Annotated in this window: 10 protein-coding genes; 3 read left to right on the top strand and 7 right to left on the bottom strand. The window is 31.9% G+C overall.

What is annotated here, in order from left to right; genetic code table 11:
- Nucleotides 1-67: 67 nt before the first annotated feature.
- Entirely contained in the window at nucleotides 68-1,753 is a 1,686-nt protein-coding gene (locus L1S33_RS03395; protein WP_240561236.1) for a glutamine--tRNA ligase/YqeY domain fusion protein, read from the bottom strand.
- A 248-nt stretch (nucleotides 1,754-2,001) separates the two neighbouring features.
- Nucleotides 2,002-2,841, bottom strand: a complete 840-nt coding sequence (locus tag L1S33_RS03390; RefSeq protein ID WP_240561235.1) for an oxidoreductase — start codon at nucleotides 2,839-2,841, stop codon at nucleotides 2,002-2,004.
- Between the two features lie 304 nt (nucleotides 2,842-3,145).
- On the opposite strand from L1S33_RS03390, the gene L1S33_RS03385 reads away from it, so the two are divergent.
- Genes L1S33_RS03385 through L1S33_RS03375 form a run of 3 tightly spaced genes read left to right on the top strand, consistent with a single transcriptional unit; the run spans nucleotide 3,146 to nucleotide 6,600 of the window.
- Nucleotides 3,146-3,820 carry a succinate dehydrogenase cytochrome b subunit gene (locus L1S33_RS03385; RefSeq protein ID WP_240550967.1) on the top strand — a complete coding sequence of 225 codons (675 nt, stop codon included), beginning with the start codon at nucleotides 3,146-3,148 and terminating at the stop codon, nucleotides 3,818-3,820.
- 11 nt (nucleotides 3,821-3,831) lie between these two features.
- Nucleotides 3,832-5,844, top strand: coding sequence for a fumarate reductase/succinate dehydrogenase flavoprotein subunit (locus L1S33_RS03380; protein ID WP_240561234.1), 2,013 nt, complete (start codon nucleotides 3,832-3,834; stop codon nucleotides 5,842-5,844).
- A gap of 9 nt (nucleotides 5,845-5,853) precedes the next feature.
- Nucleotides 5,854-6,600: a succinate dehydrogenase/fumarate reductase iron-sulfur subunit gene (locus tag L1S33_RS03375; protein WP_072556410.1), complete on the top strand. Its 747-nt coding sequence runs from the start codon at nucleotides 5,854-5,856 to the stop codon at nucleotides 6,598-6,600.
- Nucleotides 6,601-6,673: 73 nt separating this feature from the next.
- Here the strand turns inward: L1S33_RS03375 and L1S33_RS03370 are convergent, their stop codons facing one another.
- The 5 genes from L1S33_RS03370 to L1S33_RS03350 form a co-directional block, all read right to left on the bottom strand.
- Nucleotides 6,674-7,756 carry a zinc metalloprotease gene (locus tag L1S33_RS03370; RefSeq protein ID WP_240561233.1) on the bottom strand — a complete coding sequence of 361 codons (1,083 nt, stop codon included), beginning with the start codon at nucleotides 7,754-7,756 and terminating at the stop codon, nucleotides 6,674-6,676.
- A gap of 277 nt (nucleotides 7,757-8,033) precedes the next feature.
- The gene (locus tag L1S33_RS03365; RefSeq protein ID WP_240550970.1) at nucleotides 8,034-9,026 is read right to left on the bottom strand and encodes an endonuclease/exonuclease/phosphatase family protein; all 993 of its coding nucleotides are present in this window, start codon (nucleotides 9,024-9,026) and stop codon (nucleotides 8,034-8,036) included.
- 17 nt (nucleotides 9,027-9,043) lie between these two features.
- Nucleotides 9,044-9,886: an alpha/beta hydrolase family protein gene (locus L1S33_RS03360; RefSeq protein WP_240561232.1), complete on the bottom strand. Its 843-nt coding sequence runs from the start codon at nucleotides 9,884-9,886 to the stop codon at nucleotides 9,044-9,046.
- Nucleotides 9,887-10,069: 183 nt separating this feature from the next.
- A complete protein-coding gene (gdhA, locus tag L1S33_RS03355; RefSeq protein WP_240561231.1) occupies nucleotides 10,070-11,407 on the bottom strand; it encodes an NADP-specific glutamate dehydrogenase in 1,338 nt (445 codons plus the stop codon).
- Nucleotides 11,408-11,586: 179 nt separating this feature from the next.
- The gene (locus L1S33_RS03350; protein ID WP_240561230.1) at nucleotides 11,587-14,619 is read right to left on the bottom strand and encodes a PEP/pyruvate-binding domain-containing protein; all 3,033 of its coding nucleotides are present in this window, start codon (nucleotides 14,617-14,619) and stop codon (nucleotides 11,587-11,589) included.
- Nucleotides 14,620-14,690 lie beyond the last annotated feature (71 nt).

The following is a 14,690-nucleotide window of genomic DNA, read 5'->3' as shown; positions in this document are numbered from 1 at the left end:
TCGAAACTTAAGTTTCGAGATTTTTTTTATACAGCTAACTGCAACTGAACGCAGCTTACTAAAAAACTTATTTTTTACTCCAAGAATCTCTTAAACCAACCGTTTTATTAAATACAAGGTTTTCTTTAGTAGAATCTTTATCAACATTAAAATAACCTAAACGTTGAAACTGAAAAATCTCTCCAACTGTTGCAGTTTGTAAACTTGGTTCTAAAAATGCAGTAATGGTTTCTAAAGAATTTGGATTTACAAATTCCATAAAATCTCTATCTTTATGTCCATCTGGCGCTTCGTCATTAAACAATCTGTCGTATGCTCTAACTTCAGCTTTTATTGCGTGTTTAACAGAAACCCAGTGCAACGTACCTTTTACCTTACGCTTGCTTTCTTCTGTATCCATTCCCGATTTTGTTAACGGATCGTAAGTACATTGAATCTCAGTAATATTTCCATCAGCATCTTTAGTACAACTTGTTGCAGTAATAAAATATGCGTTCTTTAAACGTACTTCTTTTCCTAATTTTAAACGATGAAATTTCTTATTTGCTTCCTCTCTAAAATCTTCACGCTCAATATAAATTTCTCTAGAAAATGGAACTTCTCTTGTACCAAAACCATCTTCATAATCATTATAATTAGCTGTTAACATTTCTCCTTCTCCTTCAGGATAATTAGTAATTACAACTTTTACAGGATCTAAAACTCCCATAACTCTTTTAGCTGTTGCGTTTAAATCTTCTCTCAATTTAAATTCTAACAAAGCTACATCTATTACGTTTTCACGCTTAGAAACTCCAACTGTTTCAATAAAGTTTTTAATAGAATTAGGCGTATAACCACGTCTTCTTAAACCAGAAATAGTTGGCATTCTTGGATCGTCCCAACCAGAAACAATACCTTCTTCAACCAGTTTCATTAACTTACGCTTACTCATTACAGTATAACTTAAGTTTAAACGAGAAAACTCGCGTTGTTTTGGCGGACTCGGAAATTCATTCTTACTATATTCATATACATTATCACGAAACCAATTGTATAATTTACGGTGAGGTTTAAACTCTAAAGAACATAATGAGTGAGAAATTTGCTCCAAATAATCACTTTCTCCGTGTGTCCAATCATACATCGGATAAATACACCAATCTTTTCCAGTTCTATGATGTTCTTTGTATAAAACACGATACATTAATGGATCTCTCATTAACATATTATCGTCTGCCATATCAATTTTTGCACGTAAAACATGCTCACCTTCAGCAAATTTTCCATCTTTCATTGCTTGGAACAATTCCAGATTTTCTTCCACAGATCTATCTCTAAAAGGACTATTTGTTCCCACTTGTGTTGGTGTTCCTTTTTGCTCACGCATTGCTTCCGAAGTTTGACTATCAACATACGCTTTACCATCTTTAATCATCAAAACTGCCCAATCATACAATTGCTGAAAATAATCTGAAGAATACAATTCATTTTCCCACTTGTAACCCAACCAAGCAATATCTTCCTTAATTGCATCTACATATTCCTGCTCCTCTTTTGCTGGATTAGTATCGTCGAAACGCAAATTAACAGGCGCATTGTATTTTTCACCCAAACCAAAACTAATTCCAATGGCTTTTGTGTGTCCAATATGCAAATATCCATTTGGTTCTGGTGGAAATCGGAAACGTAAGTTTTCTTTTGGCATTCCATTTGCCAAATCCTCTTCAATAATTTGTTCTAAAAAATTTAGTGGTTTTTTCTCTTCAGTCATTTTCTAAAAATTGAAAAACAAAATTACGTTTTTTTTATCACCTTAAGTAGTCTATAAACGTTTTTTGGGCGTTACCTAAAGGTCGGGCTTTCCGCACTCGCTTTTTTGTTAAAAAAAACAAAAAAAGCTCAAACAAATGCTACAATCCCTAACGCAGAGAAACCGGAAGTTTTTATCAAAAAATAGTTCTAAAAATTAAAAAAACCGCCAAAAGGCGGTTTTTAATATCTATAAAAGGTTAAAATACCTTATTCAAAATCACATTCTTTACCTAAGTGCTCAAACTTAGCTAACTCTTCAATTAAACCATTATTTACATTTCCGAAAACTTCGTAAGCAATTTTACCCAATGGTAAATGTACTGGAGCTTCTTCTAATTGTGCTAATTTATAAATTGCATCTGCTGCTTTAACTGGATTTCCTGGTTGGTTACCACTTAAGTTTTGTAGACCTCTAATACGTTCTCCAACAGTACTTTCGTAATCTTCAATTTTAGTATTATCGTAAGCCGCTGAACTTCCTGCCCATTCTGTTCTAAATGGTCCTGGCTCAACATTAGTTACTTTAATATTTAAAGGCTTTAATTCTGCCGCTAAAGCTTCACCAATACCTTCTAAAGCAAATTTAGAACCATTGTAAATTCCTAAACCTTGAGAACCTACACGTCCTGCAATTGAAGTTATGTTTATAATATGCCCCGAACGTTGTTTACGCATTTGTGGTAAAACTTCTCTAATAGTAGTTAAAACACCAAAAACGTTTACTTCAAACTGTCTTCTTACTTCTGCATCAGAAATTTCTTCAACACTTCCCATAATACCATAACCGGCATTATTAACAACTACATCAATTTTTCCGAATTTATCAAATACGGTTTTAACACCATCAATAATCATTTGTGTATTAGCAACATCTATAAGTACTCCAAAAGAATTTCCTGGGCTTTCATTATTAAATGCGGCTACTTGCTCTTGTTTTCTAAAAGTTCCTACAACAATTTGTCCTTGCGATAACACCTCTTTAGCTAACTGTTTACCTAATCCTGATGAGACACCAGTAATAAACCAAACTTTTTTTTCTGTACTCATTCTTATGTTTTAATAGTCTTGTAAAAGAAAACTGAAATATTTTTTTGCAAAAATACTAAAGTTTATATTGTAAACCCGATTTTCTCCGTGTTAAATTCACTTTAAATAATTGTTTAATTCGGTTTTACCCTATTATAAAAAACACTACATGTATTACAAAATTTGTTGTATTTTAATTTTATAAAAAAACAAAACACCACTCTATTTAAACCCATTCTAAATATTCAACAAAAAAAAAGGGTTTATTTGTGCAAGTTTAGTTTTAGCCTTAAATTTGTTTTGATTAATCAACAATAAAAACTCAATGGGATTATTAAAATCTTCTATCGGAAGAAAATTTGCCATGGCAATTTCCGCCTTATTTTTAATGGTATTTTTACTGCAACACTTTGCAATCAACTTAACTTCAATTTTTCCTAACGAAGGAAAAACATTTAACGCTTTGTCTCATTTTATGGGAACAAATCCAATTGTACAATATGCAATTCAGCCAATATTATTAATTGGTGTAATATTTCACTTTGTAATGGGTTTTGTTTTAGAAGCAAAAAACTGGAGTGCTCGTAAAATTAGCTACGCTAAAAATAACGGAGGCGCAAACTCTACTTGGATGAGCAGAAATATGATTTGGTCTGGTTTAGCAATTTTAGCATTTATGGTGTTACACTTTATCGACTTTTGGTTTCCAGAAATGAATACTAAATTTATTCAAGGAGATTGGTCTGGTTTACACAATGGTGAATTAAGATACTTCGAAGAACTACAACACAAATTTTTAAGTCCAGCTAGAGTTGTTGCTTATGTAGTTGCATTTGTCTTTTTAGCATTGCACTTATTACATGGTTTTAACTCAGCTTTCCAATCTGTTGGAGCAAATAATAAATACACTAAAGGATTGAAAACATTTAGTAAAATTTATGCCATTGGTATTCCAGTAGGATTTATCATTATTGCATTATTTCATCACTTCAATCACTAATACAAAAACGTATGGCTTTAGATTCAAAAGTACCAAAAGGTCCATTAAAAGATAAATGGACAGATTATAAAAATCATATTGATTTAGTAAATCCTGCCAACAAACGTAACATAGATGTTATTGTGGTTGGAACAGGTTTAGCTGGTGGTTCTGCTGCTGCAACTTTAGCAGAATTAGGCTACAATGTTAAAGCATTTGCTTATCAAGATTCTCCACGTAGAGCGCATTCAATTGCGGCTCAAGGAGGTATTAACGCAGCAAAGAACTATCAAGGAGATGGAGATTCTTTTTACAGATTATTTTATGATACTGTAAAAGGTGGAGATTATCGTTCTCGTGAAGCAAACGTATATCGTTTAGCGCAAGTTTCTGCAAATATTATTGACCAATGTGTTGCTCAAGGTGTTCCTTTTGCACGTGATTATGGTGGTTTGTTAGACAACCGTTCTTTTGGTGGAGTTTTAGTTTCTAGAACTTTTTATGCTAAAGGACAAACTGGTCAGCAATTATTATTAGGAGCGTATTCTGCAATGAATCGTCAAATTGCTCGTGGAAAGATTGAAATGTTCAATCGTCACGAAATGTTAGACGTTGTTAAAGTTGATGGAAAAGCTCGTGGAATTATAGCACGTAACTTAGTTACAGGAGAATTAGAACGTCATTCTGCACATGCAGTAGTTATTGCTTCTGGTGGATACGGAAATGTATATTTCTTATCAACTAACGCAATGGGTTCTAACGCAACTGCAGCCTGGAAAATTCATAAGAAAGGAGCATATTTCGCAAATCCTTGTTATACTCAAATTCACCCAACGTGTATTCCTCGTTCGGGAGATTATCAGTCGAAATTGACATTAATGTCAGAATCATTAAGAAATGATGGTCGTATTTGGGTTCCAAAAAGTATAGACGACGTAAAGGCAATTAGAGAAGGTCGCAAGAAACCAACCGATTTGTCTGAAGACGAAAGAGATTACTATTTAGAAAGAAGATATCCTGCATTTGGTAACTTAGTACCACGTGATGTTGCCTCAAGAGCGGCAAAAGAACGTTGTGATGCTGGTTACGGAGTAAATGCTACAGGTGAAGCAGTGTATTTAGACTTTGCCTCTGCAATTAAACGTTACGGTACAGAACAGGCAAAAATACAAAATATCTCAAATCCTTCTGAAGCTAAGATTTACCAATTAGGGCAAGCAATTGTTGAAGCTAAATATGGTAACTTATTTCAAATGTATAATAAAATTGTAGATGAAGACCCTTATAGAACTCCTATGATGATTTATCCTGCCGTACATTACACAATGGGTGGTGTTTGGGTAGATTATAACTTAATGACAACTGTAGAAGGACTGTATTGTCTTGGAGAAGCAAATTTCTCTGATCATGGTGCAAATCGTTTAGGAGCTTCTGCATTAATGCAAGGTTTATCTGACGGTTATTTTGTTTTACCTTATACAATTGGAGATTATTTATCTAACGATATACGAACTGGAAAAATTTCAACCGAAACGCCAGAATTTGCAGCAGCAGAAAAAGAAGTTAAAGAACGTATCGATTTCTTCATTAATAATAAAGGGGAACATTCTGTAGATTATTACCACAAGAAATTAGGAAAAATTATGTGGGAAAAATGTGGAATGTCTCGTAACGAACAAGGTTTAAAAGAAGCAATGGCGGAAATTAAAGCTTTACGTGAAGATTTCTGGAAAAACGTAACTGTTCCTGGAGATGCTAACGAAATGAATCCTGAATTAGAAAAAGCTGGTAGAGTAGCAGATTTCTTAGAATTAGGAGAGTTATTTGCGAAAGACGCATTAAATAGAAACGAATCTTGTGGAGGTCACTTTAGAGAAGAATCTGTTGAATTAGACGGATTACAAAAAGGAGAAGCAAAACGTAACGATGAAGAGTATGCGTATGTTTCTGCTTGGGAATATAAAGGAGAACCTGCAGATGCAGTTTTACACAAAGAAGAATTAGAGTTTAACGATATTGAATTAAAACAACGTTCATACAAATAAGAAGATATTATGAATTTAACACTTAAGATTTGGCGTCAGAAAAACGCAAGTGATAAAGGGAAAATGGTAGATTATAAAATATCTGACATTTCTGAACATATGTCTTTCTTAGAAATGATGGATGTTTTAAACGAACAAATAATTAATTTAGGTGATGAGCCTGTTGCATTTGACCATGATTGTCGTGAAGGAATTTGCGGAATGTGTTCTATGTATATTAATGGAGAAGCTCATGGTCCAGATCGTGGCGTAACTACATGTCAGTTACACATGCGTTCTTTTAAAGATGGGGATACAATTACTATTGAACCATTTAGAGCAGCAGCATTTCCTGTAATTAAAGATTTAGTTGTTGATAGAAGTTCTTTCGAACGTATTCAACAATCTGGTGGATATATTTCTGTAAATACTTCAGGAAACACACAAGATGCAAACGCAATTCCTATTTCTAAAGAAGCTGCAGACAAAGCAATGGACGCAGCAACTTGTATTGGTTGTGGAGCTTGTGTTGCAACATGTAAAAACTCTTCTGCAATGTTATTTGTTGGTGCAAAAGTATCTCAATATGCTTTATTACCACAAGGGCAAGTAGAAGCAACTGACCGTGTTTTAAACATGGTTGCGCAAATGGATGCTGAAGGTTTTGGAAACTGTACAAATACAGGTGCTTGTGAAGTTGAATGTCCTAAAGGAATTTCTTTAGAAAACATTGCAAGAATGAATACTGAATTCTTAAAAGCAAGTTTAAAAGGATAGTTTATTCTTTTTATATAAAACAAAAATCCCGAGTTTTTCAACTCGGGATTTTTTATGTCTAGTATATTTAATTCTAATTAAGAATAGCTTCTCTTGCTCCACCTGGTGCAAAAATAGATCTCATTCTATCTTTTTGACCAACTGTAAATAAACTCATACAAGAATCATCTGTATAATCCATATAGTTCATTGTCATATCATTTGTACGACAGTTAACAGTTGGATATGAAGGACAACCATAATTTGGTCCATCAGAAGAAGGAGTATCAGCAACAAAATCATCTTGTTTACATCTTCCATCTCCCCAAATATGGCGTAAGTTTAAATAGTGACCAACTTCATGAGTCATAGTTCTACCACCATCAAAAGGAGCAGAAACATAACCTGTTGTTCCAAAATATTGAGGCGCACACACTACACCATCAGTAGCTAAATTACCTCCTGGAAATTGCGCATATCCTAAAATACCTCCACCAATTTCAGCAACCCAAATATTTAAATGAGTTTCTGGTGTTACAGGAGGATAAGCAGATTTTACTGCGTTATTTGTTCCCCAAGAAGATGTAGAATTAGAATGTCTAAAAGTTCCTGCTAAAGTAAATGTTACTTCAGCATCTGCAGCATCATCAGCAAACTCTGCTGGAGTATTTGATGCATCAGAATTTTGCATTCTAAAATCGTTATTTAAAACTGTCATTTGAGACGTAATTTGCGCATTACTTATGTTTTGCTGAGAATTACTATATACAACATGAACATATACCGGAATATTAATTACTCCTAAACCATCATCAACTGGGTCAGTTGGATCAGTAGGGTCGGTTCCACCACCACCGTTTCCATTTCCGTTTCCGTTTCCACCTCCAGGCTTCCCTTTAGCTGCTAAAAATTTCCTCGAAGCATATTCAACATCATACATCTTTTTATAAAGACCCGGATTTTCTTGTAACTGTTTATTTAATACATTCATTGTGTGACAACCTTTTCCTTGTGTACCGTTTGCAGATCTTCCTGCAGTTTCATCTACATCTGTATGAAGATAAAAGTCGCTCATGTCTACTTTTGCTTGTTGTTCTGATGGATTTTCATTTGAAGAATCTTGACAACCAATAAATACTCCTGTTGCTATTACTAGCGATAAAAAAACTTTTTTCATTTTTGTTAAAGTGATTAAAATTAGTTAATAAAATTATTAATAGTAATTTAGTTTTTTTTGTTAAAAAACGTTAACTAACTCTATGTTTGGTAAAGAAAGTGTTAAAACTTTATGTAAAAATCAATAAAGTGGGGGTTTTTTTAACAATGCGAAAATACACATTTATTTCAATTATCAAAGGAAAATCGAATTTAAAAGGATAATTTATTCTTTTTATATAAAACAAAAATCCCAAGTTTTTCAACTCGGGATTTTTTTTATGTCTAGTATTTTGTTATTAAAAACCTTGTTTTTTCTCTTTCACTAAATAAGTATATACAGGAAAATGATCTGAGAAACCTCCTTTGTACCAAGGACCAATGAAGGTTCTAAACGGACTTCCTTTTAATTTTCCTTTTGCTATACGTAACCATTTTTTATTAAAGACTTCAGCATGTTTAAATTGTAATTTACCAGGTTCTTTTCCTAGAAAGTTTTTACTTAGAATAATTTGATCGAATAAGTTCCATTTTTTATTATAAGTTAATGTTCCAACTCCTTTAGCAAAAAGACTTTCCATTGGATTGTAAAAATCTGTACCTACTAAATATTCTTTTACACTTTCACTTGTTGGATCATCATTAAAATCACCCATTATTATAATTTTAGCAGCTGCATCTTCTGCTTTAATTTCTTCAATTATGGTTTTATTTAAAACTGCGGCTTTAATACGTTTTGGCCTTGTTTCTTCTTCTCCATCTCTACGTGAAGACCAGTGATTTACTAAAATAGTTATGCGTTCTCCTTTTAAATTTCCTGTAACTCGTAAAACATCTCTTGTGTAATCTCTACTTCCGTCTTCTTCTTCAAAATAAAGCGGATAGGTTTTAGAAGATAGTAATTCAAAAATTTGCTTGTTATACAATAATGCAACATCAATTCCTCTTTCATCAGCAGAATCGTAATGCACAAAATCATAATGATATCTTGCTAAATTTTTATGTCTAACTAAGTCTTGTACAACTTGGCTGTTTTCAACCTCTACCAAACCAACAATTGCTGGTGGATTTTTTGAGCGTTTGGTTCCTAGTTGAGAAATTACAGACGTTAACTTCTTAACTTTTTCGTTATACCTTTTGTAACCCCAACGTCTTTTTCCTCCAGAAGTATAATCGTCATCATGTGTTTTAGGATCGTCTTTAGTGTCAAATAAATTTTCAACATTATAAAATGCAATCGTAAAAATATCGTCGGAATTATTCTTAAATAATGATGATAAAAGTGAAGCCATTAAAAGGGTTTTAATTATTAATTGATGATAAAATTACAACATTTATCTACTACTTCTAATAAATGAGTTGGAAGACTTTTAGATTTCCATGGATGACTTGCTCCAAAAACATGATCAGCTTCTTTAACAACCTCAAATTGGCTGTTAGCGTTCCATAAATGCTGATTCTCGGCTTCTTTTATAAATATTGAAGCATCGTTATCTCCATGAATTATTAAGTGTGGAATTTGCAGATTCTGAACAGCTCTTTTTATAGTTAATCGTTCTTCGTTTTCTTTAAAATCTAAATAAAACTGATAAAAATGGGGCATTTGTTGTTTTGTTCTTCCGTTTACAACATATTTAACACCGTCTTTTTTCCATTGTTCTAAATCTCCAATAGTAGAAGACCTACTTCCAAAATCGGAAACTCCTGCCAACGTAATTACCTTTTTAATACGAGCATCTTCTTCTGCTTTAATAGTAACAATTCCGCCAGCTCTGCTATGTCCAATTAATGAAATGTTGTTTGTATCAACTTCATTTTTAAAATCGGTATTGTTAGAAACCCAATCGACAACCGATTCTAAATCGTCTAATTCTTTTGTGTAATTATTATTTCCGAAGGCTTCTAAATCTGGAAAATCAATAGGTTGTTCAACAGTTCCTCCATTGTGAGAAAAATTGAATTTTACAAAGAAAAAACCAGTATTAGCAAATGCTTCTGCCATTAAATTCCAAGCACCCCAATCTTTAAAACCTTTGTAACCATGACAAAAAATAACAATTGGTTTTGGTTGCCTTGTTTCTTTATAAAAAACGTCAGTTAAAATTGGTTTGTTATGTTTTCCTTGTAAAACAGTGTTTTTAATGATTCTCATATTGTCAAAAATAACAAATTAATTGGTGTTAAAACTATCGGTTGTTTTGCGTTAGTGATTGAAGTGGCATCCTTTTATGAAGAATGAATAAAAGATATAACGAAAAGCACGACCGTAGGGAACGCCCATAAAAAAAGCACATCAAAATTGATGTGCTTTTAAAGTATTTATAAAAGTGTATTCTTAAATTACACCTTGATCTAACATTGCATCGGCTACTTTTATAAAACCAGCAATATTTGCTCCTTTTACATAATTTATATAACCATCTTCTTCAGTACCAAACTTTAAACAAGCGGTATGTATAGAATTCATTATTTGATGTAATTTAACGTCTACTTCTTCTTTGGTCCAGTTTAATTTCATTGCGTTTTGAGACATTTCTAACCCAGAAACTCCAACTCCACCTGCATTTACTGCTTTACCAGGTCCGTATAAAATTTTAGCTTTATGAAACTCGTGAATAGCTTCTGGAGTACAACCCATATTTGAAACCTCAGCCACATACTGAACACCATTTGCTACTAATTTTTCTGCATCTTCTCCATTTAATTCATTTTGAGTAGCACAAGGCATTGCAATATCACATTTTACGCCCCAAGGTTTTTCATTTGCATGAAAGGTAGCTTCTAGAAACTCATCGGCATACGGAGAAACTATATCATTATTACTTGCTCTTAATTGTAATAAGTAACTTATTTTATCTTCATCTAATCCTTTTTTGTCATAAATATAACCGTCAGGACCAGAAATTGTAACTACTTTACCACCTAATTCTGTAATTTTTAAAGCAACACCCCAAGTTACATTTCCAAAACCTGAAAGTGCAATTGTTTTACCTTTAAAATCGTCGTTTTTAGTTTCTAGCATTTCTTTTGTAAAGTAAACTCCACCAAAGCCTGTTGCTTCTGGTCTAATTAAGCTTCCTCCCCAATTTAAACCTTTTCCTGTAAAAACCCCAGAGTTTTCTTGCTGTAGTTTTTTAAACATACCGTACATAAAACCTATTTCTCTAGCTCCTGTTCCTATATCTCCTGCAGGTACATCTGTACTTGGTCCAATAAATCTCCATAGCTCTAGCATAAATGCTTGACAAAAACGCATTATTTCTGTATCTGATTTTCCTTTTGGATTAAAATCTGATCCTCCTTTTCCACCTCCCATTGGTAAAGTGGTTAATGCATTTTTAAATATTTGTTCAAATCCTAAGAACTTTAAAATACTTAAGTTTACACTTGGGTGTAATCTAATTCCTCCTTTGTAAGGACCAATAGCATTGTTAAATTGTATTCTGTGACCTAAATTTACTTGTACATTTCCGGAATCGTCAATCCAAGAAACTCTAAACGTTAAAATACGATCTGGTTCTACTAAACGTTCAATAATTTTGGCCGCTTCATATTGTGGGTTTTCATTATAAATCGTTTCAATAGATTCTAAAACCTCTTTAACAGCCTGTAAATACTCCTGTTCATTAGGATGTTTTGTTTCTAGGTTTGTTAAAATTTCTGTGACATTCATATTAATATAATTAACAACTATTTATAGTATAATTTTGATAACAAAAATACATTTTTAAAATTGAATTTTAATCAACATATTTTGTTGTGTTTTTAATCTTTAACAAAAAAACAACTCTTTTATAAGAATATGTAATTTAAACAAGATAATAACGGTTGTTTTTTGTCATATAATCATTTTTACATAAATCCCTCTGGTGGTAATTCTTCCTCTGTTTTTTCTTCATTTATTTGTAAATCTTGTAATGAAATACCCGCTTTAAAAATTGCTGCTTTATTATTAGTTCCATCAACAACAGCTGTTAATGGATTTTTAAATGAAATATGGCGTAAATAAGAATCTTCAAAAACGGCCTCCTTTTCATTTAAATATTCTACATCAAAAAAACCGTCATTTATAAATGGATTTATAGTTAAATAACCCACTTTAAAGGATGTTAAATTTTGAAAAAAGTGCGTTCCTTGACTTGGATCTATTCTGAAATCATTTAAACCAGATTCTACAATTATTTTTGCTGCTGAAATTTGTGACCAAAGTACTGGTATTCCTAACCAAGAATCACTAGAACCCCAACGTCCAGGACCAACCAAAATGTAAGGTTTATCTGCTTCAATAAATTTTTTATTAATCTCTTCTACTGCTTTTGCTATATCTCTTGTATTGGCAGGATTAAATGTGTTAGGTTTTACGTAAACTACATCACAAATATTTTCATACTTACCATTTCCTAAGGCAGATTCAGAATAAATTATGGTGTCTGAAATTTCTAATTTTTCAGGTAATTTACTAACTGTTTCTACACTTTCTACAATAGGTCTTATTTGTAAAAAACTAAATTCTTTTGGTTTTCCTGAAGGAACATCTAGTTTTACAGCGAATTCTATTTCTATAGGATTCCTCATTTCTCGTTGGCCTATTCGTAGTAATTCTTGTAAAATTTCTGGTAACGGAAAAGTATTGTACTTTAAAATATTATCGAAAGTAATTACCCGAATTCCATCGTGCATTACACCTGGTCTAATCGAGTTATTTTGTAAATCATAAGTAGAAGCTACAAACTTTAAAGATCCATGGTTTTCTGCTTTTCTAATGGTTATTCTCTTTTTATTAACCGATTCCGAAGTAGATGTTTTATAACTATTTGGGTCTAAATCTAAACCATAAAAATGTTGCTGTGTATCTCTTTGAGTAGAGCCTGGAGAAGATAATTGTAGTACTTTTTTGGGATGATATGGAGAAAAACGTAAAGATTGTCCTCCACCTACAATTAATTCACCTAAACCTAAAGCAATATTAGCAATTCCTTCGTTTGGTTTTTCATCTCCAATAGGATAAAAGTTAATAGAACGTGCTACTCCAGATATATTTGGGTAATATACATCTTGATATTGTTTACCAGTAACCTCTTGTAAAATTACCGCCATTTTATCTTCTTCTATAGTATGCGATATAGCTTTTAAATACAGTTTACTGTTTTCGAAAAAAGATGATGCTATAACAGACTTAATGGCATTAGAAACCATTTCAACTTTTTTATCGATTTCTGAGTCAGGAACCATATAAGTAGAAAAAACTCCTGCAAAAGGTTGGTAATTAGAATCTTCTAAAATACTCGAAGATCTTACTGCAATTGGGCAATTTGTAGTTTGTAAAAATGCCTTAATGTCTTCTAAAGCCCATTCTGGCAAGTCTTTAGAAATAAATTCATTTAAAATTTTATCATCATCTGAACATTCAGCAACAAATTTAATTAATTTATGCGTGTCAATAAATTGATCAAAAACATCTGTACTTATTACAACAGTTCTTGGTATTGTTATACTTACATCTTTATATTTATTATATAAATTATTTCTCTTTAAGAATGAATCTATAAAGGCTAAACCTCTTCCCTTTCCTCCTAAAGCTCCTTCTCCAATTCTTGCAAAGCCAACAAACTCATCATATTTATGTTTGTTAAATTTTACAATTACACCTCTAGACCTGTAAGTTCTATATAATTTAATAGCGTTAATTAAAAACGCTCTAATTTGATTGCTGTTTTCAAAATCGCTATGCTCAATTGTACTTAATAAATCTGCTAAAGGAAAAAGCGCTCTCGATTTTAACCATTTAGAGAATTCACTTCTTGTTGCATGATACATTAAACAATCTTCTGTAACTATTTTTATAGCTTTTTGAAATTCGCTTAAATCTTTAACTGCCGCTAAGACTTTCATTTGCGTTGGATCCCAAAATTCAAAATCTCCAAAAGCAAAATATTTAACAATATAGTTTCTTATATCTACGCCTAATGTTTCGGAATGTTTGTATAAAAACTTTCCCTTAAGTTCTAAAGCTCTTTTTTCATTATTTTCGTCTGAAGATTGAATTAAAAATGGAAAATATCGTTTATAATTTCGCACATATTTTAAGAATAAAAATCCGGCTTCTTTATTTCTAATTCCATCTTTAAAATAATTTACATCCGATATTACACCTAACAAGTTATCTTTATAAGTATCAAACAAATGTATTCCTTCTTCAAAAGTTGTAGCTAACAAAATTTTTGGTCTTCCTCGCATTAGCAGCATTTTCCGTTGCTCATTTAACCCTTCAGACATTATTTGTTGGGTTTGTTTAAGAATAACTTTATATATAAGTGGAATATATCTTGAATAAAATTTAAGCGAATCTTCTACTAATAAAATTGCCTTTACACCAACTCCATTAATATCAACTTCAGCATTCATTCTGTCTTCAGTTAATTTTATAATGGCTAAAAAGATATCTGCATTCCCGTTCCAATGAAAAACAAAATCTATAATGCCTGTATTTCCTTTTTGTAGTTTACTTCTTAATTGTGATGAGTGATGACTTAATGCTGCTATTGGCACATTTGGAAAAGCTTCCTTAATTATTTTTGATGTTTCAAATGCTTTATAATTACCAATATCTAACCAAGTGATAACAATGTCAATTTTATGCGAATTCATCATCTTAATAGCTCTTTTAGCTGAATTAGCATGCACAAAATTTGGAGGATATCTTAAGTTTAAAGATGTATATTCGTTAAAAATTCGTTCTTCAATTCTACCATCTTCTTCAAGCATGTAAAAGTCATAATTAGAACAAACAATTAATACTTGATTAATTCTTTTCTTCATTAACTTATCGAAAGTAACTTCTTTAAAAGCGTAAGATTTTAAATTCTCTATTATATTTTCTTTCATATTAGTTCCTTTGATTATTGACATACAATATATAAATTATTTAAAATAAAAAAGCGCTTCAAAAATGAAGC

The sequence above is a fragment of the Tenacibaculum aquimarinum genome (genome assembly GCF_022478115.1).
GTDB lineage: Bacteria > Bacteroidota > Bacteroidia > Flavobacteriales > Flavobacteriaceae > Polaribacter > Polaribacter aquimarinum_A.
This window is presented reverse-complemented; position numbering and strand designations above follow the sequence as displayed.

Bases quoted from the DNA above. Each gene is read 5' to 3' on its own strand.
- L1S33_RS03395 (WP_240561236.1), bottom strand. From the start codon at position 1,753: ATGACTGAAGAGAAAAAACCACTAAATTTTTTAGAACAAATTATTGAA.
- L1S33_RS03390 (WP_240561235.1), bottom strand. From the start codon at position 2,841: ATGAGTACAGAAAAAAAAGTTTGGTTTATTACTGGTGTCTCATCAGGA.
- L1S33_RS03385 (WP_240550967.1), top strand. From the start codon at position 3,146: ATGGGATTATTAAAATCTTCTATCGGAAGAAAATTTGCCATGGCAATT.
- L1S33_RS03380 (WP_240561234.1), top strand. From the start codon at position 3,832: ATGGCTTTAGATTCAAAAGTACCAAAAGGTCCATTAAAAGATAAATGG.
- L1S33_RS03375 (WP_072556410.1), top strand. From the start codon at position 5,854: ATGAATTTAACACTTAAGATTTGGCGTCAGAAAAACGCAAGTGATAAA.
- L1S33_RS03370 (WP_240561233.1), bottom strand. From the start codon at position 7,756: ATGAAAAAAGTTTTTTTATCGCTAGTAATAGCAACAGGAGTATTTATT.
- L1S33_RS03365 (WP_240550970.1), bottom strand. From the start codon at position 9,026: ATGGCTTCACTTTTATCATCATTATTTAAGAATAATTCCGACGATATT.
- L1S33_RS03360 (WP_240561232.1), bottom strand. From the start codon at position 9,886: ATGAGAATCATTAAAAACACTGTTTTACAAGGAAAACATAACAAACCA.
- gdhA (WP_240561231.1), bottom strand. From the start codon at position 11,407: ATGAATGTCACAGAAATTTTAACAAACCTAGAAACAAAACATCCTAAT.
- L1S33_RS03350 (WP_240561230.1), bottom strand. From the start codon at position 14,619: ATGAAAGAAAATATAATAGAGAATTTAAAATCTTACGCTTTTAAAGAA.